The organism is Nocardia sp. NPDC059228 (assembly GCF_042754245.1).
GTDB lineage: Bacteria > Actinomycetota > Actinomycetes > Mycobacteriales > Mycobacteriaceae > Nocardia.
In genome coordinates, this window is record NZ_JBHZAL010000013.1 from 1 (window position 1) to 20,802 (window position 20,802).

Annotated in this window: 25 protein-coding genes and 1 pseudogene; 13 read left to right on the top strand and 13 right to left on the bottom strand. The window is 67.7% G+C overall.

Going from position 1 to position 20,802, the window contains the following annotated elements:
* The 5 genes and pseudogenes from ACFXKA_RS20615 to ACFXKA_RS20635 all read left to right on the top strand — a co-directional run.
* On the top strand, positions 1-324 hold a 324-nt coding region (locus ACFXKA_RS20615; RefSeq protein ID WP_379428446.1), incomplete at its 5' end, for a hypothetical protein.
* A 501-nt stretch (positions 325-825) separates the two neighbouring features.
* A pseudogene (locus ACFXKA_RS20620) lies at positions 826-1,014 on the top strand (DUF4158 domain-containing protein); the annotation flags it as partial.
* A 152-nt stretch (positions 1,015-1,166) separates the two neighbouring features.
* On the top strand, positions 1,167-1,430 hold the full coding sequence (locus ACFXKA_RS20625) for a hypothetical protein (RefSeq protein ID WP_379428447.1): 264 nt from the start codon (positions 1,167-1,169) through the stop codon (positions 1,428-1,430).
* 63 nt (positions 1,431-1,493) lie between these two features.
* Positions 1,494-2,105, top strand: coding sequence for a hypothetical protein (locus ACFXKA_RS20630; protein ID WP_379428448.1), 612 nt, complete (start codon positions 1,494-1,496; stop codon positions 2,103-2,105).
* A gap of 150 nt (positions 2,106-2,255) precedes the next feature.
* Positions 2,256-2,765, top strand: a complete 510-nt coding sequence (locus ACFXKA_RS20635; RefSeq protein WP_379428449.1) for a hypothetical protein — start codon at positions 2,256-2,258, stop codon at positions 2,763-2,765.
* 221 nt (positions 2,766-2,986) lie between these two features.
* Here the strand turns inward: ACFXKA_RS20635 and ACFXKA_RS20640 are convergent, their stop codons facing one another.
* Entirely contained in the window at positions 2,987-3,577 is a 591-nt protein-coding gene (locus ACFXKA_RS20640) for a hypothetical protein (RefSeq protein WP_379428450.1), read from the bottom strand.
* A gap of 152 nt (positions 3,578-3,729) precedes the next feature.
* On the opposite strand from ACFXKA_RS20640, the gene lspA reads away from it, so the two are divergent.
* On the top strand, positions 3,730-4,368 hold the full coding sequence (gene lspA / locus ACFXKA_RS20645; RefSeq protein ID WP_379428451.1) for a signal peptidase II: 639 nt from the start codon (positions 3,730-3,732) through the stop codon (positions 4,366-4,368).
* Positions 4,369-4,425: 57 nt separating this feature from the next.
* A complete protein-coding gene (locus ACFXKA_RS20650; RefSeq protein ID WP_379428452.1) occupies positions 4,426-4,575 on the top strand; it encodes a hypothetical protein in 150 nt (49 codons plus the stop codon).
* A gap of 230 nt (positions 4,576-4,805) precedes the next feature.
* Here ACFXKA_RS20650 and ACFXKA_RS20655 read toward each other — a convergent pair whose 3' ends face one another.
* Positions 4,806-5,414, bottom strand: a complete 609-nt coding sequence (locus ACFXKA_RS20655; protein WP_379428453.1) for a recombinase family protein — start codon at positions 5,412-5,414, stop codon at positions 4,806-4,808.
* A gap of 164 nt (positions 5,415-5,578) precedes the next feature.
* On the opposite strand from ACFXKA_RS20655, the gene ACFXKA_RS20660 reads away from it, so the two are divergent.
* Positions 5,579-5,767, top strand: coding sequence for a hypothetical protein (locus ACFXKA_RS20660; RefSeq protein ID WP_379428454.1), 189 nt, complete (start codon positions 5,579-5,581; stop codon positions 5,765-5,767).
* Between the two features lie 76 nt (positions 5,768-5,843).
* Here the strand turns inward: ACFXKA_RS20660 and ACFXKA_RS20665 are convergent, their stop codons facing one another.
* From ACFXKA_RS20665 to ACFXKA_RS20705, 9 genes are all read right to left on the bottom strand, one after another.
* Positions 5,844-6,749 (bottom strand): phosphatidylinositol mannoside acyltransferase, encoded by a 906-nt coding sequence (locus tag ACFXKA_RS20665; protein ID WP_379428455.1) that lies wholly within the window; start codon positions 6,747-6,749, stop codon positions 5,844-5,846.
* Between the two features lie 278 nt (positions 6,750-7,027).
* Complete coding sequence (locus ACFXKA_RS20670) at positions 7,028-7,393, bottom strand: MerR family transcriptional regulator (protein ID WP_379428456.1); 366 nt, start codon at positions 7,391-7,393, stop codon at positions 7,028-7,030.
* 648 nt (positions 7,394-8,041) lie between these two features.
* Entirely contained in the window at positions 8,042-8,266 is a 225-nt protein-coding gene (locus ACFXKA_RS20675) for a hypothetical protein (RefSeq protein ID WP_379428640.1), read from the bottom strand.
* Between the two features lie 204 nt (positions 8,267-8,470).
* Positions 8,471-9,253, bottom strand: a complete 783-nt coding sequence (locus ACFXKA_RS20680) for a tyrosine-type recombinase/integrase (RefSeq protein WP_379428457.1) — start codon at positions 9,251-9,253, stop codon at positions 8,471-8,473.
* Positions 9,254-9,524: 271 nt separating this feature from the next.
* The gene (locus tag ACFXKA_RS20685) at positions 9,525-9,818 is read right to left on the bottom strand and encodes a hypothetical protein (RefSeq protein WP_379428458.1); all 294 of its coding nucleotides are present in this window, start codon (positions 9,816-9,818) and stop codon (positions 9,525-9,527) included.
* A 1,113-nt stretch (positions 9,819-10,931) separates the two neighbouring features.
* Positions 10,932-11,312: a DUF2784 domain-containing protein gene (locus ACFXKA_RS20690; RefSeq protein WP_379428459.1), complete on the bottom strand. Its 381-nt coding sequence runs from the start codon at positions 11,310-11,312 to the stop codon at positions 10,932-10,934.
* Between the two features lie 19 nt (positions 11,313-11,331).
* Positions 11,332-12,108 (bottom strand): O-methyltransferase, encoded by a 777-nt coding sequence (locus ACFXKA_RS20695; protein ID WP_379428460.1) that lies wholly within the window; start codon positions 12,106-12,108, stop codon positions 11,332-11,334.
* Between the two features lie 293 nt (positions 12,109-12,401).
* Complete coding sequence (locus ACFXKA_RS20700; RefSeq protein ID WP_379428461.1) at positions 12,402-13,862, bottom strand: SDR family NAD(P)-dependent oxidoreductase; 1,461 nt, start codon at positions 13,860-13,862, stop codon at positions 12,402-12,404.
* Between the two features lie 115 nt (positions 13,863-13,977).
* The gene (locus ACFXKA_RS20705; RefSeq protein WP_379428462.1) at positions 13,978-14,355 is read right to left on the bottom strand and encodes a hypothetical protein; all 378 of its coding nucleotides are present in this window, start codon (positions 14,353-14,355) and stop codon (positions 13,978-13,980) included.
* A gap of 27 nt (positions 14,356-14,382) precedes the next feature.
* Between ACFXKA_RS20705 and ACFXKA_RS20710 the strand changes: the two genes are divergently transcribed.
* Both ACFXKA_RS20710 and ACFXKA_RS20715 read left to right on the top strand, forming a co-directional pair.
* Positions 14,383-15,528, top strand: coding sequence for an acyl-CoA dehydrogenase family protein (locus tag ACFXKA_RS20710; RefSeq protein ID WP_379428463.1), 1,146 nt, complete (start codon positions 14,383-14,385; stop codon positions 15,526-15,528).
* Entirely contained in the window at positions 15,512-16,177 is a 666-nt protein-coding gene (locus ACFXKA_RS20715) for a TetR/AcrR family transcriptional regulator (RefSeq protein ID WP_379428464.1), read from the top strand. The genes ACFXKA_RS20710 and ACFXKA_RS20715 overlap by 17 nt, the downstream gene beginning before the upstream one ends.
* A gap of 84 nt (positions 16,178-16,261) precedes the next feature.
* Here ACFXKA_RS20715 and ACFXKA_RS20720 read toward each other — a convergent pair whose 3' ends face one another.
* On the bottom strand, positions 16,262-17,314 hold the full coding sequence (locus ACFXKA_RS20720) for a saccharopine dehydrogenase family protein (protein WP_379428465.1): 1,053 nt from the start codon (positions 17,312-17,314) through the stop codon (positions 16,262-16,264).
* A gap of 133 nt (positions 17,315-17,447) precedes the next feature.
* Here ACFXKA_RS20720 and ACFXKA_RS20725 point away from each other — a divergent pair, with 133 nt between their 5' ends.
* Entirely contained in the window at positions 17,448-18,317 is an 870-nt protein-coding gene (locus tag ACFXKA_RS20725) for an AraC family transcriptional regulator (RefSeq protein WP_379428466.1), read from the top strand.
* Here the strand turns inward: ACFXKA_RS20725 and ACFXKA_RS20730 are convergent.
* A complete protein-coding gene (locus ACFXKA_RS20730; protein ID WP_379428467.1) occupies positions 18,314-19,225 on the bottom strand; it encodes an NADP-dependent oxidoreductase in 912 nt (303 codons plus the stop codon). The genes ACFXKA_RS20725 and ACFXKA_RS20730 overlap by 4 nt on opposite strands.
* Before the next feature lie 267 nt (positions 19,226-19,492).
* Here ACFXKA_RS20730 and ACFXKA_RS20735 point away from each other — a divergent pair, with 267 nt between their 5' ends.
* A complete protein-coding gene (locus tag ACFXKA_RS20735) occupies positions 19,493-19,903 on the top strand; it encodes a winged helix-turn-helix transcriptional regulator (protein WP_379428468.1) in 411 nt (136 codons plus the stop codon).
* A 22-nt stretch (positions 19,904-19,925) separates the two neighbouring features.
* Positions 19,926-20,762, top strand: a complete 837-nt coding sequence (locus ACFXKA_RS20740; protein ID WP_379428469.1) for an LLM class F420-dependent oxidoreductase — start codon at positions 19,926-19,928, stop codon at positions 20,760-20,762.
* Positions 20,763-20,802: the final 40 nt, after the last annotated feature.

Consider the following 20,802-nt stretch of genomic DNA (forward strand, 5'->3'; position numbering starts at 1 on the left):
GCTGGCGCGCTCGCCCCGGCGGCGAACGCCACGGACCTGGCCGAAGGGGTGTCGTGCAACGATCGCAGTTGCCGCAACGACACCGACGACGTCTATCGCGTGCAGGCCCGGGTGCGGTGCACGGGCACCGTTGGCCCGCACGAGATCTCGTTCTTGGTCAACAGCCACTCCACCCAACAGGTGAGTGCTTCATGCCCGGATGAGTGGTTGTTACGCCACCACGGAACCATGGACTGGAACAGTGTGACGGGCATCGACTACCTCAGCGCCACGGTAGACAACAGCAGCCGCCGGCGCCCCGCCCCAGAGTCCAGCGGGTCCTGATCCGGGACGAACTCCACCAGGGATACGGGTTCCCGCAGCATCACGATGCTGCGACCGATCGGTGTCTTTCCAGCGCAACTGACCCTCCGGCCGCGGGCGGTCGGCCAACGTTGTCCCAACCCGATTCGAGGCAGGCCACCGCTTCCGCAGCGGCGTGGCGAAAGGCCTGATCAGGCTGCCGTGCCTACGCTATTTCTCGGTCACCTCTCCGCTGGTGGCCATCTGTGAAGTGGGTGGATACCCGCCCGCCCGGTTCTTCTCCCGGAGGCCGGGCGGGGCCACAGACCGCCTCTGCCGGATCGATGACCGTCGATGCTTGTCAGCATTGTTCGGGATGCGTAGCGGCGACCGGTGTTTCACAATCTTTGCTTACCGGCGTTTTAGGCCCGTGAGGCCCAGTGGCGAGAAAAGTCACGCTTAGCCGTTGGTGGGGCGGGACCGATCGTTATTGTTCGGTGAACTGCGAGCGGTGTTGTGGCGCTGGTGGTTTCATGTGCGGCTGTGCGTGATGAGGGCGCTGTGGAGTACGGCCGGTTTCCGGCGCTGTCGCGGGTGGAGCTGGAGCGGTTCTTTCATCTGGACGATGAGGACCGCAAACTGATCGCCGACCGCCGGCGCGACTACAACAAGCTCGGATTCGCCGTGCAGTTGGTGACAGTGCGCTACCTGGGGATGTTCCTGCCCGACCCCCTGCTGGCCATCCGATTCGCGGCCGGATCGACCAGGGTGTGCTGGCTCGCCAGGTTCAGGTGGCCGAGCTTCCCGAAGTGGTCAAGTTCCTGGCTCTCGGAGCCTCTGACATGCATGCTCTTGCCGCGGCCGGTCGCGAGCTCGGGGTGACCGTGAACCATCATCTGGATGAAGGAATCATCGACTTCGCACCGGGGTCCACCACCAAGTGGGAAGCGTTGCGCGCAGCGGGAATTACGCGGTACATCGCTTTCGGCAACGACCTCAACGACATCGAGCTGCTGGGCAATGCCACCCGGGCGATCCGGGTCGGCGCACATCCGAGCCTCGACGATGTGGCCCACACGACTGTTGGTGCGGATCCTGAATCAGTGGCCCGGGAGATCGTGGGTATCGCCGACAGCGTCCTACTCTGATCACTGTTACCGCTGCGGCTGGTGTGGCTCGGGTGAAAGAAGCGGCTACAGTACTCTGCCCGTGTGGACGGTACGGATGAGGTGAGGAGTCTTCCCGACTGGCGGGTGCTCGTCGTCGGGGGCGCGTCGGGGATGGGGAAGACCGGTGTCGGCCGGGCATTGGCACGACGGTATGACGTCCCCGTCGTGGAGGTCGACGACATCGTGGAGGCCCTCCTCGCGGTGACACTGCCCGAGCACTTGCCGGAGGTCCATTTCTGGCGCACTCACCCGGAGGCCGCCCGTCAGGCGCCCGAGTCGGTGGTCGAGCGGCAGATCGCGATCGCCGAGGCGCTTGCGCCTGCGATCGAGGCGGTGGTGGCCAACCATGTGGGCACCGACACCCCGGTGATCCTGGAAGGGGACTACGTCCTGCCCGGACCGGCGACGCCCGAAGGTCCCGTCCGTGCCGTCTTCCTCCACGAGGACGACGAGGGGCAGGTGACGGCCAACTACCTGCGCCGGGAGCCGAAGGCCGGACCGCAGCGCCATCGCGCACGCGTCAGCGTGCTGTACGGCCGGTGGCTCGCCGCGCAGGCGCGGGCGGCCGGCGTGCCGGTCGTCGCGCCGCGTCCGTGGGAGGACCTGGCCGGCCGTGTCGCCGAGACGGTGGGGGTGCCTCTACTAACACCGTGACATCGGCCCGAACCGCCGCTACCCAGAGTCTTCCGAGGAGCCCGTCGGCTTGATCGATCTGAAGGTGATGGTCAGCACCTTCACCCTTGGTCGGCCCGAATAGACGGTCCCTTGCTGCAGAACACGACCACGACCAGTACCGCCCATGCGGTGCCTTCGAACAAGCGTTTCGGCGAGACTGCGCGGGCCGAGATCGGGCAGCTGCTCGCCGACCGGGCCCGCCAGGCCGGTGAGCAGTTCATCAAGCAGCGCTACGCCGCACGGCTGGTGCGCCCGCGCAGCGAGATCTTCCGGTTCACCCCCGCCGAGGTAGTTGGCGTGCTGTCCGCCGCGCAGGAGTACGTGGAGCGGGAGCTGCCGCGTGAGAAGGCCGACAAGGCCGCGGTGGCACAGCTCGAAGAGGCGCCCCCGGACGAGGAGGTGCTGGCGCCGACCGCGGACATGACGATGCTGCACCGCCAGCTCCACAACATGCTCACCGAGAAGGCCCGGCTGGAGAACCAGGTCAAAGACGCCGAGAACGAGATCTCCCGGATGACCTCGGCGTTGAAAATCGCGATCGGCAAGACCAGTGGCATCGCGATGTGGCGGATGGGCAAGTCTCGGGCGAGGTTCAACGCCGAGCGACTCCAACGCGAAGCCCCCGATCTGCACCAGTAGTATCAGACCCTGCAGTTCGACGGTGCCCGCTTCAAAGCCGACCAGCCGAAGGAGTACGAGAAGTACATGGACACCACGCCAGTGAGGGTCTTCGAACTGCTCGACGAATCCTGACCCTCCCCTCGTCCCCGAAATACTGTGCGCGCCCGGCCGATCCCTCGGCCGGGCGCGTTGCATTCGGACAACCCGGTTCACCGGCCAACGCCGTGTGGCACCCTGGCCTACGGGCTGTCGGTTTGCGTGGCGGTGAAGTCGACCGGTTCGAGCAGGGGAAACTTGCTGGCCCATGCCTTCAACGCACCGGGCTCGCTCACCAGTCGCCTCGCCAGTTCCCGGCCGTAGGGGTGCACGATCTCCGCGGCCACTGTCACCGGCAACGAGTTCGCGTCCTCACCGGGGAGAAACCATTCGTGGTCGATACCAGTGACGAGCAGCGAGAGCTCTTCGCCGGGTACGCCGGTGATCTCCAGCCGCTCTCCGATCCGTGGCAGCACCTGACCGTAGGCGTTGAACGAGATCCCGTCTTCACCGTCAGGCATTTCGACCAGGATCCAGACCCGGTAGCGCAGCAGCCCGTCGGTGCTGAATGTGCTGTCAGACATCGCCTCCCCCTTCGTGTCGAGTGCAGCATGCCACTCACGCAGTCGCTGTTCAGGAGAACGAACCGACTCCAGCTTGTCGAGGTGGTGGGTGAGTAGTCCGGTCAAGGCTTCATCGGCGGGTTCCGGGCCCGCCACGCAGGACCGGTCAGTGAAGTCGGCGAAGTCCTCCTCCAGGCTTCGCATTTCGCGCACCCCTCCCTGATCGAACACGACTCGTCCAGGGCAGGCCCCAGCCCTCTCGGTTCAGGGCTCGCTGCGCCGGGCGGCCCGCTGCTCGCACGCGCACTCCGGATAGTCCAGTGGCGGGGTGTACACCGTCGCGCCACAGGTCCGGCACTGCATCAATAAGGAATGATGTCAGGGTGAGTACCGATCGGCCGCGCGAATCCGGCGCAGAGGAACCAGACACATCGCCAGGGGAGATCAGCCCCGCGGCCGATGCCGGGACTTCCCCCGCGCAGCCGTTGCGTCTGCCCGTGCTCCTGCTCATCGCGGTGGTGCTGCTGGGCCTGGATCTGCTGACCAAGACCATCGTGGTCGCGACCATGACGCCCGGTAAGCCGATCTATCTCATCGGCGACAGCGTGCGCCTGACCCTGTTCCGCAATCCGGGCGCCGCGTTCTCCATGGCCACCGGCATGACCTGGCTGCTGACCCTGGTCGCGGCGGCCGTGGTGATCGGTGTCATACGCATCGGCCGGACCCTGCGCTCGCTGCCGTGGGCCATCGGCCTGGGCATGGTGCTGGGCGGCGCGCTCGGCAATCTCATCGACCGTCTGTTCCGCGCGCCCGGCCCGCTGCAGGGTCATGTGGTGGATTTCGTGGCGGTCGGCTGGTGGCCGGTGTTCAATGTGGCCGATTCGTCGATCGTGTGCGGGGCCATTCTGCTGGTGGCGCTGACGGTGTTCGGGTTCGAACCCGACGGCACCGCGACGCCATCGACGGCGTACCGCAGGCGGAACAGGCGTTCGCGGTCGGAAATGGGCGTACCGACACCCTAACGCCGGATCGAACACGTGTTCGTCTAGGCTCTGGCGCGTGGCGCAGTCGGTGATCGAGTGAAGCTGGTGGCCGGCGGGGTGTCGGTGTTCGAGGTCCTCGCCGTCGAGGGCGAGACCGCGACGGTGGAATCGGTCTCGACCGATTCGCCTGGCCGCTACCCATTCCTCGCACGTGCTGCGGAATTGGTTCCGGCCCAAGCAGACTGACGTCCGGCGGCTGGTAGCGGGGCATACGCTCATTGGAATGCAGACGATTGCGCGTTCGGCGAGGCTGAAGTTTCCGCGCCAGCTCAACGGTGGGGATATCCCCGGTATGTTCGCCCGCTTCGGTTTGGTAGCTGTGCCCGACAAGGGCGACACGTGGTACGTACATGCAGAACCAAACCGTCCCCTCGTCACGGTCCACGCTCTCGCCGGTCCTCAGACGCCTTCCCGGTTCAGCATTGTGATGCTGGCGCAGGTGTTGGGACCGGTACGTCGGAGGTGTCGAGTTCGGCGGCCTTCACTTCTGCGTGGACCACAGCGAGGCTGACGCCCACACCGCGGGAGATCTCGCGCAGGGACTGGCCCTCGGCTCGGCGGGCGAGGATGGCGCGGCGCTTGTCGTCATCGACCACACGCGGGCGGCCACCGAGGTTGCCGCGCCGGGCGGCCGCCTCCAGTCCGTCGCGGGTCTTGCGGACGATGTCGCGGCGGCGGTCCTCGGCCAGCGCGAGCGCCAAGTCCAGGAGGAAGTTTCGTTCGGTGTGTTCGCCGGCGGCGATGCCGTCGAGGATCTTCACTGCAATGCCCTGTTCGAACAGGGCCGCGAGCACGGTGAGGCCTTCGAGGAGGTTGCGGCCGAGACGGTCGGCTTCCTGGACGGTGAGCATGTCGCCGGGGCGCATGTAGTCCAGCGCGGCCTGCAGGCCGGGCCGTTCGGCGAGTTTCAGCTTCCCGGAGCGCTTCTCCTCGAAGACCTTCACGCAGATCGGATCCAGGGCGTCGTGCTGGCGCGCGGTCTCCTGCGCCGAAGTGCTGACCCGGACCAGGCCGACGAGCGCCATCTTGCCTCCCGAACGTTCAGAAAACGTGTTCGTTAACCGGTTCCGAGCCTACCAGTTGATGAACGGGTTTCCGAACGATCGGCGATCGAGAAGTCCCTGTTCGCCGCTCGCGGCGGGTTGATCTTGTTCGGGTTCGTCAGACGATTGACATCGAGCCGGGGGCGATGCTGGCCGCCGTGGATGCCGGCGCGGCCGGATACATCCTCAAGGACCTCAGCGAGCTGGCTCTGGCCGACGCGGTCAAGGCCATCGCCGCGGGCCAGTCACGTCTGGAATCGCACACCGCGCCGATGCTGATGCGCCAGGCACGCGGCCGTGGCGATCATCGGCGCGGTCCTGATAAGCCCGCTTGAGGATCCGGTGCAGGCAGCGTCCGCGGGACCGGGGCCGGGTCAGGTCGGGTGCGCGCTGATGGACGGTTGGGCCGGATCAGTGGTGCGGATTACTACGCGCCTGCTCGCGGATGAGCTGGTCGGCGGTCCACAGCGGTTGCAGCATGTGCCAGTCGGCGGGGTGCGCGGCGATTGCGGCGGCGAACCGGTCGGTCAGAGTCTGTGTCGTGGGCTGCACGCCGCCGGCAGTGTCGATCGCAGCGCCCACGTGGAAACCCCAGCCGTCGGGGGTGAACCAGCAGTGCACCGGCAGCAGCGGCGCACCGGTGTCGATCGCCAGCCGGGCCGGGCCTGCCGGCATGCGGGCCGGTTCGCCGAAAAAAGTGACCGACACACCCGCACCGGTCAGGTCGCGATCAGCGAGCAGCCCGACGATCCGTCCCTGCTGCAGCCGCGCGGTCAGCTGCGCGAACGGCGGTGCGGCGCCGCCGGTGAGCGGGACGATTTCGTATCCCAGGCGCTCACGGAACCGGACGAAGCGCCGGAACAACGACTCCGGTTGCAGCCGCTCGGCGACGACGGTCGGTGTGCAGACCCGCTGTACCAGCCACACTCCCGCCAGATCCCAATTGCCGCTGTGCGGCAGCGCCAGCACGGCCCCGTGCCCGTGCTCGACTGCCTCGTGGACGTGTTCGAGCCCGGTGGCCGCGGTTTCGACGATCGCGGCCAGCCACACCGGATCCATCGACGGCAGCCGGAACGCTTCGCACCAGTAGCGGGCGTAGGAGCGCAGGCTCGCGCGCACAATTTCGTCGGGCACCTGCGCCGGGGTGGTGGACAGCACCCGGGCCAGATTTCGGCGCAGCTGAACCGGTCCACCTCCCCGGGCCGCGCGGTCGGCCGCGACCTCGAACGATCGCATCGCCCACCGCTGCGGCAGGGCCCGCACCAGGCGCCAGCCAGCCGCGTACCCGAGATCCCACGCGCGGGCGGTCAGGGTCACTGACCAGCACCGGCCCCTGCTGAACACCGGCAGATCGTGGTGGCATCCGGCTGTGCACAGGTGTCGGTAGGTTCGGCGAGGTCACCGAACAGACGCGGGCACCGACGATTGTCGCCTTCCATCTCTCGAGTGTCCTCCCCATCATGTGGAGACGGCGCTACACAGAACCGGGCAATGGCCGTGGATCGGGGCCTGGGTTGTATGCATTCTGCCGGTGTCACTCGCGCAGGCACCAGGCGGTGGCTCGACCAGTCCCCGCCCGAGCGGAGGAGTCTCGATCAGTGCCCTGGATCGTGTGTTTCGTGCTCGTCGAGGGCGTGTTGCAGGGTGGTGTTGAGGGCTTGGGCCTCGGCGAGCTGGTCTTCGAGGATCACGATTCGGCACGCCCCTTCCAAGGAATTGCCGGCGTCGATCAGCTCGCGCACGCGCGCGGCGATACGCAGCTGATAGCGCGAGTAGCGGCGATGCCCGCCGGCGGAGCGTTGCGGGGTCAAAAGGCGTGCGGCGTCGAGGGTGCGCAGGAACGCCTGGGTGACGCCGAGGATCTCCGCCGCGCGGCCCATGCTGTAGGCGGGGAAATCTTCGTCGTCGAGTCTGTCTGTCCCACCCGCGCCGCCGGTGGGAGTCGTATCTGGTTGCTGCACAGCACCTCTCGGGGTTGTGAAACGACGGGAGGCCCCGGCGCGGGTGCGCCGGGGCCTGGGGTCTACATGAATGAAAGGGTCGAACTGTTCATCGGCCTCCACAGGCCGATGGCGTACACCGCACCCGAGACGTCTCGGGTCGCGGAACAGGATTGTCGACTACTCAGTGGCCACCACCTCCATACGTTCGGGTCCTGCCTGCGAAAATCGTTGCCTTGCTGTGCCCCGCCCCTCCGGCGGCGGTCCAGCAGCCAGAGGGCCAGCCGGATTCTCGCCTGCCCCGGAGGGGGCGGGGGTACCGCATACCAGGCAGTTCACCTGCCCAGTCACTCGATCTCTCACTTGAACGACAGTGAAATTACACAGCCACATACGGAATGTCTAGAGTTTCCACTACAGAATTTTTTCCGGGCACTGCCGATCGGCCAGCGGACGTCGCGCTGCTCGTGCGTGAGGTGCTGTCCAGTAGTAAGCCGCGTCGTATGCCGCCGCAACCCGCACGGTTCGAACCAGCCGCGGCAGTATCTCGAAGATCAACATCGCCAGTAAACGCACTACTTTGCCGCATACCGCGCTGACCGAACCGGCCAGCGCTGGGCATCGGAAGATCAACGGGCAGAGCGTCGTACGACCGCCGGCAGTGCACGCTCATGCCGATGAGCGAGTGATCCGAGTGGCTAGGGCGATGAGTACTGGCTGCGCCTTGCCTGGTGTGTCGGCGGGCGTTTCAGGGCTGGTATAGGCCTTTGAGGAATGCGACCGCGCCGGGTCGGCGTTGCCGATCGCGGCCCACTCACTGTCGTAGTCGTCACGGTGATCGATGACCAACCGGATCGCCTTGGTCCTGGTCGCTTCGTCGTACTTCGCAGGCATGATCTGCCCATCCTTCCCAAGAAAGAAGGTGAGCACCAAAGCCGGGGCGATTCACCGTGCCACACAGCCCCTCTCACCGGTTGACGGTCCTGTCGAGTTGAGTGTTCGTCGCTACGGCACTGCCTCGGCCGCAGCGAACCGGCCGAGGCAGTGGCGATGGGATCGGATCGCTGGATGCGTCCGGTCGGTTGCGGTGTCGGTCACTCACCTCGAGTCGATGGCTCGGATGTGCCTGTCCACGTTCGACACCAGCGGGTGCGGCTCCGCGGTGAGGATCGATAGGGCGGCGGCGACCTCGAGAACATCGGACTTCACATACGTCGCGGTCGTGCCACCTGCCTTGCCGTTATGTCCCGCATAGGCCCGGGCCACCGCGAAACCGAAGGTGCGTTCCACCCACGTCAACGTGGTGTGCCGCAGCCAGTGCCTGCTGATGCCCTGAACGGCCACCCAGGGCAGGATCTCGCCGACTCGGGTCCAGATGTAGTCGTATCGACGGGAACTGATCGGACGACCGTTGCGATAGCGCAGCAGCTGCCCGGATCGAGGAGCACCACGCTCTTGGGCATGGGCGAGCAGGTGACGCATCAAGGTCGGTGACACCGGCTGCCAGTGCTCGGTCTGGCCCTTCTCGCGCAGCAGGACCAAGCATTGGTCCTCGTCCAGATCATGGGGCCGCAGAGCCAGCGCACCGCCACGGCGGCAGGCGGTTTCGATATGCAGGCGCAGAACGAGTGAGTCGAGTTCCGGATCGTCACCGGAGGTCGCCGCGGCTGTGCAGATCTCAGCGAGCCGGTGGGGCGGGATCGCGTAGCGATGCGAGGGCTGACGAGCAGGTTTCGGCACCTGCCGGGCTGGATTGTCCGCACGCCGTATCCAGCCGCTGTCCTCGGCATAGCGATACACACAGCGGACCGCGCCGACGAAATGCTCGACCGCGCTACCTCCGCCCCGTGACGCGCGGCTCGCACGCGCGCTGGCCTGCACCTCGCGCGCTCCTCGAGGTCGAGCTTGGAGATCTCATCGAGTCGGCGGTCGTGCCAGTGCTTTTCGAGCCAGGACAGGTGGGTGTCGTAGGTGCGGAACGTGCCCGGTGTCAGCGTCGTGCGGACCTTCGGGACGACCTCGGCGAACGTCGGGGCCGAGGACCTGCACACCAGATCTGCGGGGGCGATGCCCATATGCGACAACAACAGCCGAGCCGCCGCCACCGTCTCCGCAGACGCACCCGCCGACGCGGTGGCGGTGCCGGGCGCACTCATCGGGACAGTCCGTCCAGAACAGGACCGAACACCTCGGCCAGCGCCACCGGCGTGTAGATAGCCAGACGCTTGCGGGATGGGTTGGCGAGCAACAGAACCTGATCACCGAGGAACAGATTCACCCGCCGCCGCCCGCGATACGGGATCCGGACGAAACCGGCCCGGACCATCATTGTCGCGCCTGGTGTCACGTCCGTCGCGGGCTCGGCGACCAGCACCGCGCCCTCGGTGCGCAGGCCCAGCCGGTGCCCTTCGGACCAGCCCAGCGCCGCGAAAAGCTGCCGGTCCACAATCCGGCCCCGTGACCGACCGTCGAGAGCCCATAGGCCAGATCCGACGGACGAAGCGGGGAGGCGGCGGCGCGATCATCGGGCCGTGCAGCAACTCCTGCAACGGCGCCTGCGGTGGCACCAGCAGCGGGATCATCGCGCGACTCCGGCCGCGCACAGGCACGCGAGCGCCGCGCCGGCAGTGGAGGTTCGGGGCATACCTGACAGATATCGTTGCAGGTCAGGGGGATTCGTCATGGTCATCCTCCGCGTGTGCGAGCGCACTCGAACACGCATTCCTCGGATGTGTCACCCATGCCACGATCTTGTGCGCGAGGCGGGACTTGAACACGTGCGGAGCAGGCGGGAAGTCGACGCCCAGGCGTGATTGCTTCCCCGTCGAGCTCTGGGCCTTCGGAATGCGCCACTCCGGCAGGCACGCTGTGAATGGGGAGTCAGGCCTGGAGTTTGGTCAGGAAGGGCAGGCAGAGTTTGCTGAGATGGTCCTGCCGGATCTGCGCGCAGTAAGGTCTGGACCAGAGGCTGGTGGCCAAGTTGGCCGCGCGGGAACAAGCTGGTGCGGGCTCGCCATAGTCGGTCGGGTCGGGTGCGATTGCTGAATCCGCCTGCTCGCCGACCATGAGGTTGTTGCCGTGCAGGACGATCCGGCGCTCCTGTAGAAAACCGGAAACTCCCGAAAAGCTCTCGCTCGGCTCCTACCCGGGCCACTCGGATGTGATGCGGCATCACGGGCCCCAGCGTCGGCTTCTCGCCCGACACTGCTCGCTTGGCACTCGACTTGGCTTGCTGACCGTGGGCTGCCGGTCTTGTACAGATCCGACCCATCCATTCGGTGGTTCGGGCAGACGAGCGGACTCGCCAAGGAGTCTCTGTTCGGCCAGCTCAGATGCGGTTTCCATCTTGCCAAGAACTTGCCAAGACAGCGCTGAACAGGTCGGACTGAACGGCACTGGACGGACGGAACGCTTCCGGCGCGCCGCCGATCCGTGCGCCCCTCCGCGTATCGAATCCGCGGCCTGCGGCGGTGATCCAGAACTCCGGATCACCGGTCCATCGGGCTGGCGCCCTCAGCCCGCAATGGGACCGAATGATGTGTCTAGCTGCGCAAACGTGTCAGTTCGTCACGGTGTTTCTCGCGCCGCGGCGGCGTCTGAACCACGCCAGCCCGGTCCATGAAGCCAGCACGCACAGCGCCACCAGGATTCGCACCAGGTCGAGTGCGTCGCGCGGGTAGAGCACGCCGGTGATGTAGTAGTCGATGAACCCGCTCGAGGGCAGGCCCGCCTCGCCGGCCCGATGCCGAGCCCAGTTCTCCAGATTCGTCAGCGGGCACTCGATGGTGAACAGCACCGTGCTGAATCCCCAGCCGAAGGCGAGCAGGTGCAGCCAGATGGTGCGCGGCCAGCGCCAGGCGATGAAACCGCCCACCACCACGTAGGCCACGAACAGGAAGTGCACGATCGCGGTCGTGTCGGCCAGCAGCCGGTAGCCCATGACCCCAGGATAGAAGTGATCAGCCCAGGTACTCCGATTCCAGGACAAGATCTTTGAGCAGCGACTGGTATTCGACATGGGTGTCGTGCTCGATGGTCCGCCAGCTCGCGCCCTCGGCCTCGTGCAGGTAGCGGCGGTACTCCGGGGCGCCCGGGATACGCACATTGTCGGCGACCGCGATGCTGCCCGGATGCAGCCAGCCGGCCGCCAGGATGGTTTTCAGATCGGGCAGGTACGCGCTCTTGTCATGATCTATGAAGATGAAATCGAGTGCGCCGGAACCGAATCCGTACTCGCTCGCGAGCCGCTCGACCGTCTTCCCGCCGTCGCCGATCGTGCCCACCACCACGCTCACCCGGTCGGCGAGCCCGGCATGTGCCAGCAGGGTCCGGGCGATCTCGGCATTGTCGGGATTGAGCTCCACCGACACCAGGCGCGCCCCGGGGGAGAGGGCCCGCCCGATCCGGACCGCGCTGTACCCGCAGTAACCGCCCAGCTCGAGCGCCAGTTTCGGCGCGGCCCGCTGCACGGCGGCGTCGAGGATCAGCCCCTTCTCGTCCCCGACGTTCACCAGCATGCTCCGCGTACGGGCGAAGCCGTCGTAGGCCGCGAGCACGCTCTCCGGATCACCCGCGGTGGAATGGGTGAGTACGTAGTCCCGGGCGGCGTCCTCGCGGCCATCGCCCACCTGCCCGGTCCGCATGAAAGTCGGCCCGCCCAAGGCGAATCGAATCACCGACCAGCGCAGGAACGGCAGTCGCTCCCGCAGCGTGGTGGTCAAGGATTTTCCACTCATGAGATCGTCCGTTCTCGTAGTGGGGGAGTGCGTCGATTATGGTCCTGCGCTGGGACGTTGGGGTAGGGCGGGGTGCTGTCCGAGAGGCCTGAGCACGGATAGGGAGTCTCCTTCGGCGGGAAAGGGGGCCTGAACCGGCATGGCGTCGTTGAATAGTGGATAGAACATATCGATACGGACATATGCGCATCTAAACATGAATAATCCCCTCATTAGAAAAGTCCTGAACCAGCCCCATCACCCTCAAAAGCAGCCAAGAGGGGAGGTGCCAGGGCAGGCCCAGGTGGGGTGAGTTACCAGTTGGAGGGTTCGTAGTCCTTGAGGAAGCATCCGTAGAGGTCGTCGCCGGCTTCGCCGCGGACGATCGGGTCGTACACGCGGGCCGCGCCGTCGACCAGGTCGAGGGGTGCGTGGAAGCCTTCCTCGGCCAGGCGGATCTTGGTGTAGTGCGGCCGCTCGTCGGTGATCCAGCCGGTGTCGACGGCGGTCATCAGGATCTTGTCGCCCTCGAACATCTCGCGCGCGCTGGTGCGGGTCAGCATGTTGAGTGCGGCCTTGGCCATGTTCGTGTGCGGGTGGCCGGCGCCCTTGTAACCGCGTGCGAAAACGCCTTCCATGGCGGACACATTCACCACGTACTTGCGCCGGGCCGACGCCGCGGCCATGGACGGGCGCAGCCGGGAGATGAGGATGAACGGTGCGACCGAGTTGCACAGCTGCACTTCGAGCAGTTCGGTGGCGTCGACCTCGCCGACGGTCTGGACCCAGCTGTTGGTGTGGGCGAGGTCGGGGACGAGTCCGCCCGCATCGATGGCGACGCCCTGCGAAATGCGTTCCGGCGTGGCCGATCCGGCGACCAGGGCCAGGTCGGTGATGTCGGCCGCGGTGAGGTCGGGTGTGAGGGAGGCGGTGAGTGCGGTGGGGTGCGCCTGCATGGTCTTGCCGAAGCTGATCACGTCGGGCAGTTCGCCCGCGGGTAGGGGCCCGTTCTCGGCTTCGACCAGGGCGCTGTAGGCCCCGGCGGTGCGGCGCACGGTCTGTGCGGCGTTGTTGATGAGGATGTCGAGTGGGCCCTGTGCGGCAATGTCATCGGCGAGTGCGACGACCTGTGCGGGGTCGCGGAGGTCGATGCCGACGATCCGGAGCCGGTGCAGCCAGTCGGCGCTGTCGGGCTGGGCGGCGAAGCGGCGAATGGCGTCGTTGGGGAAGCGGGTGGTGATGGTGGTGTGTGCGCCGTCGCGGAGCAGGCGCAGGGCGATGTACATGCCGATCTTGGCGCGGCCGCCGGTGAGGAGGGCGCGTTTGCCGGTGAGGTCGGTGCGGGCGTCGCGTTTGGCGTGGCTCTTGGTGGCGCAGTCGGGGCAGAGCTGGTGGTAGAAGGCGTCCACGCGGGTATAGCGCTGTTTGCATATGTAGCAGGGGCGCGGTCGCAGCAGGGTTCCGGCGCTGGCTCCGGTGGTGGTGGAGCTGATCGGGATGCCGGCGGTTTCGTCGTCGATGCGGTTGGGTGAGCCGGTGGCGGTGGCGGCCACGACTTCGCGGTCGGCTTCGGAGATGGCGTCGCGGGCGGCGATGCGCTTGTTGCGCTTGAATTTCTTGAACATGTGCGCGACGGCCCGCTGCACGGTGACGGAGTCCGGGTGTTCCTTGTCGAGCTGTCCGGCCTGTTCGAGGACGCGCAGGCAGATGGCGAGGTCGCCGGGGTCGATGGCCGGTGCGTCGGACTGTGGTACCGGGGTGGTCTGCTCGGCCATCGGAAGCTGCGGTGATCCTTCGTGCGCGGGGTGGTGGACGAGCCATTCTCTCAAAGGGCCGGATATGGGAAACGCCCGGCCGTTGCGGGGCCGGGCGTTGTGGTGTGGGGTGCGGTCAGTTGGCTGTTGTGCCGAGGGGTGCGAGGGCGTCGGCGTCGTCGTCGCGGCCGAGTTCGCGGGCGCGTTCGGCGAGCCGGGTTTGCAGGCGGGCGGGGATCTCGTCGCGGACCTGAATGAGGGCGTGCCACACCGTGTCCGGAGTCTCAGTGGTGAGGGCGGTGAGGAATTCCTCGATGTAGTCCATGTCGTCGATGAGGGCCAGGACGCGGGTGCGGCCCTCATGGTCCTGGGCGGGGGGATCGAGGCGAGTGGGGACACGCGGATCTTCTCGACCTTGGCCGAGGTGAATCAGTCCCGGTCGGGCGATTGTTGACGCATTGTTGACACGCCGCCAATAGCCGTGCACGCTGAGGGGCGAGGCGCTCAGGCGCACCCTTTTCAGGCAAGCGAGGAACGGACGATGGCACGCCCCGCATGGAGCGACGACGAGGTCGAGGCGGTACGAGGATTGGCGAGCACCTTCTTCGAGAAGGAGGTGATTCCGCACGAGGAGAAGTTCATCGCCCAGGGGCATCCCGACCGCGCGCTCTACAACCGCGCCGGTGAACTGGGCCTGCTGTGCGCGGCCATCCCGTCCGAATACGGTGGTGGCGGTGGCACTTTCGCCCACGAAGCGGCGATCATCGAGGCCCAGGCGCACTGCGGTGACGGTTCACTGGGCATGTCGGTGCACTCCTCGATCATCGCGCCCTACCTTCACGAGTTCGGGTCCGAGGAACTCAAGAAGCGGGTGCTGCCGAAGGCGGCCAGTGGTGAGATGGTGCTCTCGATCGGCATGACCGAACCGGGAACCGGCTCGGACCTGCAGAACATCAAGACCCGCGCGGTGCGTGAGGGCGACGAGTACGTCATCACCGGGTCGAAGATCTTCATCTCCAACGGGTGGCTGTGCGACGGCATCATCATCGCCTGCAAGACCGACCCCGCCCTGGGCGCGGCCGGTGTCTCGCTGATCTTCGCCGAAGTGGGCGACGACACTCCGGGTTTCACCCGCGGCCGCATCCTGTCCAAGATCGGCGGCAAGGGACAGGACACCGCCGAGCTGTTCTTCGACGGCCTGCGGGTGCCGGTGTCGAACCTGCTGGGCCCGGCCGAGGGCCAGGGCTTCTATCAGATGATGCAGATGCTGGCCCAGGAACGCCTGGTCACCGCGATCATGGCGGTGGCGATGACAGAGAAGGCGGTCGAGCTGACCGTCGACTACACCAAGGGCCGCGAGGCGTTCGGCAAGCCGCTGTTCGCCATGCAGAACACCCGTTTCGAGCTGGCGGAGTGCGCGACCATCGCCAAGGTCGGGCGCGTGTTCCTCGACGACTGCATCACCAAGCATCTGCGTGGTGAGCTGGACATCCCCACCGCGGCCATGTCGAAATACTGGTTGACCGACCAACTCGGTAATGTGGTGGATCGCTGCCTGCAGTTCTTCGGCGGCTATGGATACATGACCGAATACCCGATTTCCCAGCTGTACACCGGCGCTCGGGTCCTGCGAATCCTCGCGGGAGCCAACGAGGTGATGAAGGATCTCATTGCCCGCTCACTCTGATATCGACATCGAGCCGCCCGCGTCCGAGGACGCGGGGGACGCGCCGTCGCGGCGTCGCCGGCTCGAACCCGACGAACGCCGGGCGCAGATCCTGTCCTGCGCCATCGACATGTTCGGCGAACGTCCGTACGCGGCCGTGTCCACCGCCGAGCTGGCCCAGCGGGCCGGGGTGGCGCGCGGGCTGATCAATCACTACTTCGGCAACAAGCGGGACCTGTATCTCGCGGTGGTGCGGCGGATGGTGACGCTGCCGCGGCCGGAGAAGATGATCGTGCCCGCCGGGACCACCCGGGAGCGGGTGGACGCCAGCGTCTCGTGGCTGCTGGACACCATCGGTGAGCACGGCAGCACCTGGGTCAAGGTCACCGGGCACGAGGGCGTCGGCGACGACCCCGAGGTGCAGCGCATCCTCGACGAGGCCGACTACGCTGCGGCCGACCGCATGGTGCAGATGATGGGGCTGAGCGAGTCGCTGCACTCGGCCGAATTGCGGGCGCTGGTGCGCTGTTACGGCGGGCTGGTGAAAGCGGCCGGGCGCGAGTGGATCGTGCGCGGCAGCCTGACCCGCGAGCAGGTGCACCACCTGCTCGCGGACGCGCTGCTCACGCTGGTCAGCGACACCTTCCCGAAGGTCGACGCGGGACGCTGAGTGCGATGTCCGGCACCGATCGATCGCGGTGCCGGACATGGTGATCGCGGTGCCGGGCACCGGCGTCCGGGTGCGGCACGGAGTTCAGACGGCGGCGAGCTCCTCGACCTGCCAGGTCACCCCGGTGGTGGCGAGGTGGTCGAGGAAGCTCGCGGCGTCGAATGCTTGTGCCGGGGCGAGGGTTCCGGCGGGAGCGCCGTCGGCGACCAGTCGGCGTGCGGCCTCGACGGCGATGACCGCGGTGGAGGCGTAGGCGTTGAACCCGGTCACCCAGCCGCGGGCGCGGCGGCCGTCCACGCCGGTGGCCTCGGCGAGCATGAACCAGCGGGCGGCGTCGAGCGCGGCCGCGTCGGGGACTTCCGGAAGGCTTTCGGCGACTTCGGAATTCAGGCTCGCGAACAGCTCGCCGACCTCGCTGCGGATCACCCCGCGCACGCGGGGCGTCTCGAGATGACGGGGGATGGTGTAGACGCCCGGCAGCGCGAGAGTACTCATGGGCACTGGCTCGGCCTCGCCCGGTTCGAGCAGGGTGGATTCCGGTTCCTGCACCGATTGCCAGCTGCCGTCGCGATATTCGATCTGCTCGGTGACCATGATGGCGGCCATCGAGCGTGCGGTGCCCCGGGACGCGGCGCCGGGGCGGCGCAGGTCGGCGATGACCACCTCGGTGATCGGCGCCCCGAGGCGGGCAGCGGTGAGCGAGGCGATGAGATCACCGGGTACGCCGTCGTCGGTGACGGCCGGAATGACCGTGACCCCGGCCTGTTTCGCGGGTTCGTCGTAGGTGGTGAGGATCTTGTGCAGGTAGGCGGGCTCGCCGGTGGTGTCGAGGTAGGGGCGGCGGGCGGCGATGGCGGCGCGCACGACCGGTTCGCCCCAGCGGGTGAAGGGTCCGGCGGCATTGATCACCGCGTCGGTGCTCGCGAACGCGGCGGTGAGGGCGGCGGTGTCGTCGAGGTGGGCGACGTGGATCTCGGCGTCCGGGATCGCGGCCTGGTCGGCGATGCGGCGCAGGCGGTCCGGGTCGCGGCCGACCAGGACCGGGGTGAGGTCGCGGCGGACGAGCTCGGCCGCGACGAGAGAACCGGTGAAACCGCTGGCGCCGTGCACGGCAATACGCATGGGAGACAACTCCATCGAGTGAAGGGTGCGAGCCGCTCTATCGGCTCGCAGTTCACGCTATGGATCACGATCCGGACGATCCATGCTCGAAAGTCCGGTCCCGATATCCGATCGTCCGGCGACGGTGGAATGGCGGTACGGTTGGGTGGTGGACATTCTCAGCGACGCGGTCGCCGCGATGCGGCTGGGCACCCCGCACTCCAACCGGACCGTCAAGCACGCGCCCTGGCGCACGCATTTCCCGGCGCAGGGCAACAGCGCGGGATTCCATGTGGTGCTGCAGGGTTCGTGCTGGCTGCTGCCCGACGGCCGGGAACCGGTGCACCTGCAGGTCGGTGACGTGGCGTTCATGCCGCGCAGCCGCGGCCACGCCATCGCCGACAGTCCCGAACCCGGACGTGACGGGGGCGAGTCCGGCGCGGAGACCGTATTGCTGTGCGGCGCCTATTCTCTCGACGACTCGCGCCCGCACCCGGCGCTGGCGGAACTGCCCGAGGTGATCCATCTGCCCGCCCGCGTCGGCCATCACAGCCCGTTGCGTGCCGCCATCGATCTGCTCGGTCACGAGCTCGACACCCAGGACGGGTCCGGGGCGATCGCGCCGCTGCTGGAGGTGTTGTTGCTGTTCATGCTGCGCGCCTGGCACGATGCCCACCCCGTCGGCACCGGATGGGTTGCGGCACTGCGGGATCCGGCCGTGCACACCGCCCTGCAGGCCATTCACGCCGAGCCGGGCGCGCCGTGGACGGTGCAGTCCCTCGCGGCCCGCGCCGGGGTATCGCGCTCGGTGTTCGCGCAACGCTTCACCGCTACCCTCGGCACCGGCCCGCTGACCTACCTGACCTGGTGGCGCATGACCTGCGCGGCGCGGCTGCTGCGCGAGTCGGACGCCCTGCTGCGGGTGGTCGCGGAAAAGTCCGGCTACACCTCCGAATACGCGTTCGCCAAAGCATTCAAACGCGAATTCGGGGTGGCTCCCGGACAATTCCGCGCCCAGGGCCGACCCGAAGCCGCCTAGGGGAGCAGCACCAGCCGCCCGCGCAGGCCGCCTTTCTCGAAGCGAGTGTGCGCGGCGGCGGCCTCGGCCAGTGGGAAGGTCTCCGCGACGCGCAGGGTGAGCGTGCCCGCCTCGACCAGATCCACCAGTTCGGCCAGGCGGCGGCCGTCGGGGGCCTGTTGCACCGTCGTCACTGTGATCCCGCGCTCGGCGGGCGGGGTCACCGGCGGCAGCAACGCCACGAACGCGCCGCCGTCGCGCACCAGCGGCAGCAGTGACGCACCCAGCAGCGCGGCATCGATGACGGCGTCGACGCCGCCCGCGCCCACCCGCTGCCCCAGATCCTCACCGCGCGTAGCGAATTCGCTCGCACCCAGTGACGTCACCAGGTCGTCGTCCCCGGGCCCGGCCACGGCGATCACCGTCGCGCCCCGTGCCGCGGCCAACTGCACCGCGTATCCGCCGACACCGCCGGCCGCGCCGGTCACCAGCACCCGGGCTCCGGGGGCCGCCGCCACGGCCAGGTCCGCGGTGATCGCATTGAGCGGCAGGGTCGCCGCGGCGGTCAGATCGACGCCGGTCGGGGCGGCGGCGACCAGCTCGGCCGCGATCGTCACGTACTCGGTGTAGGCGCCGTCGAAGGTGGCCAGCCACGGAATCAGCCCGACCACCGGCCGACCCGGCTCGGCATCGGCCACACCCGGACCGGCCGCCTCGATCCAGCCGGAGAATTCGACGCCGGGCACGTAATGGTCGCGCTCGGGCAGCAGCGCGGCGAACGCCCCGGCCCGCGCCCCGATATCGACCGGATTGACCGGGGCGGCAGCGATCTTCACCAGCACCTCACCCGGTCCCGGGACGGGTACGGGGGTGTCGATCAGGTCGAGGACCTCCGGACCGCCGAAACGGGAGAAAGCAACAGCACGCATGGGAATGCTCCTGTGACTGCGAAGGAATGAAGGTCCACCGGTGGGACGCCGCCGCGCCGGGTGGGGCGGGGCGTGGATTCACCGTAGGCCGGTGTCCGGGCGCCCGGCCAGTAGGCACCGAAAAGTACCCAGGTCACCGGTGAGAGCGCGGATCGCGACCCGGACCGGTCCCGGCGGGCGGGAATGCGCACGCCACCGCGTCGGCTGTACCTGCACAGCCAGTTGTCGATCCGGGCTCGCGGGCGGGCCCGCACCAGGGGAGTGACGATGCCGACCACCACCGCCGCGCAACGCCGGGAACAGGCCAAAGTCGAGTACAACGCCTTCCTCGCCGCCTGCCCCACCAACCAGATGCTCGGCACCATCGGCGACAAGTGGACCTGCCTGATCCTGGCCGCGCTCGGCCCGGGACCGCGCCGATACGGCGAGATCGGCGCGACCGTGGCCGCGGTCAGCAACAAGATGCTCACCCAGACCCTGCGGACCCTCGAACGCGACGGCCTGGTGGCGCGGCGCATGACCGCGCAGGTACCGGTGCGCGTGGACTACTCGCTGACCCCGCTCGGGCAGAGCTTGCTGGTGATCCTGACCCGGCTGCAGCAGTGGGCCGAGGGCCACATGGAGGAGGTGCTCGCCGCGCGCGCCGAATTCGACAGCGCCGGCGGGAATGCGTCGTGATCTTGATGTGTTGGCCGCTGATATGGCATTCGACTACCTGGGCAAGTTCGGTGCATGGCAGTTCTACACGCAGTTCACCCCCGAAGCGGTGCGTGAACTCGAAGAGTTCGGCTACGGCGCGGTCTGGCTGGGCGGATCACCGCCGGCCGACTGGGACGGTTACGAGAAACTGCTCGCCGGGTCGGAATCGATCGTCGTGGCCACCAGCATCGTCAACGTGTGGGGCTCCACCGCCGAGGCGGCCGCGGACACCTACCTGCGGCTCGCGGAGAAATTCCCCGGCCGGTTCCTGCTCGGCATCGGCGTCGGTCACCCCGAGCACACCGGCGCCTACACCAAACCCTATGACGCCCTGGTGAACTACCTCGACATCCTCGACGCTCGCGGCGTCCCGCAGGAGGGACGCGCACTGGCCGCGCTGGGCCCGCGGGTGGCGGGACTCGCGCGCGAGCGCAGCGCCGGCGCCCTGCCGTATCTGACCGTGCCCGAGCACACCGCCGAGCTGCGCGGCATCCTGGGCCCCGACAAGCTGCTGGTCAGCGAGCACAAGGTGGTCCTCGACGAGGACAGCGCGCGGGCGCGGGTCGCCGGCCGCGAGAAGGCCGGGTTCTATCTGGGCCTGGTCAACTACGTGAACAACCTGCGCCGCTTCGGTTTCGACGAGACCGACCTGACCCAGCCCGGCAGCGACCGGTTCGTGGATGCGGTCGTCGCGCACGGCAGCGCCGCCCAGATCGCCGACCGGCTCGCCGAACACGTGCACGCCGGTGCGAACCATGTCGCGCCGCAGGTCGTGGGCGGGGACTATCTCGAGGTGCTGCGCACCCTCGCGCCGCTGCTGGCCGAACGACTGAACTGAATCCGGCACGAACCGATTCTGGGTGCCCGCTATGATCCGG

Coding starts and splice junctions, on each gene's coding strand:
- ACFXKA_RS20655 (WP_379428453.1), bottom strand. CDS start 5,414: ATGGCGCTCGTCGGCCTGGTCCGGGTCAGCACTTCGGCGCAGGAGACC.
- ACFXKA_RS20660 (WP_379428454.1), top strand. CDS start 5,579: ATGCTGGCCGCCGTGGATGCCGGCGCGGCCGGATACATCCTCAAGGAC.
- ACFXKA_RS20675 (WP_379428640.1), bottom strand. CDS start 8,266: ATGCCTGCGAAGTACGACGAAGCGACCAGGACCAAGGCGATCCGGTTG.
- ACFXKA_RS20690 (WP_379428459.1), bottom strand. CDS start 11,312: ATGGGCTACCGGCTGCTGGCCGACACGACCGCGATCGTGCACTTCCTG.
- ACFXKA_RS20695 (WP_379428460.1), bottom strand. CDS start 12,108: ATGAGTGGAAAATCCTTGACCACCACGCTGCGGGAGCGACTGCCGTTC.
- ACFXKA_RS20700 (WP_379428461.1), bottom strand. CDS start 13,862: ATGGCCGAGCAGACCACCCCGGTACCACAGTCCGACGCACCGGCCATC.
- ACFXKA_RS20710 (WP_379428463.1), top strand. CDS start 14,383: ATGGCACGCCCCGCATGGAGCGACGACGAGGTCGAGGCGGTACGAGGA.
- ACFXKA_RS20720 (WP_379428465.1), bottom strand. CDS start 17,314: ATGGAGTTGTCTCCCATGCGTATTGCCGTGCACGGCGCCAGCGGTTTC.
- ACFXKA_RS20730 (WP_379428467.1), bottom strand. CDS start 19,225: ATGCGTGCTGTTGCTTTCTCCCGTTTCGGCGGTCCGGAGGTCCTCGAC.
- ACFXKA_RS20735 (WP_379428468.1), top strand. CDS start 19,493: ATGCCGACCACCACCGCCGCGCAACGCCGGGAACAGGCCAAAGTCGAG.
- ACFXKA_RS20740 (WP_379428469.1), top strand. CDS start 19,926: ATGGCATTCGACTACCTGGGCAAGTTCGGTGCATGGCAGTTCTACACG.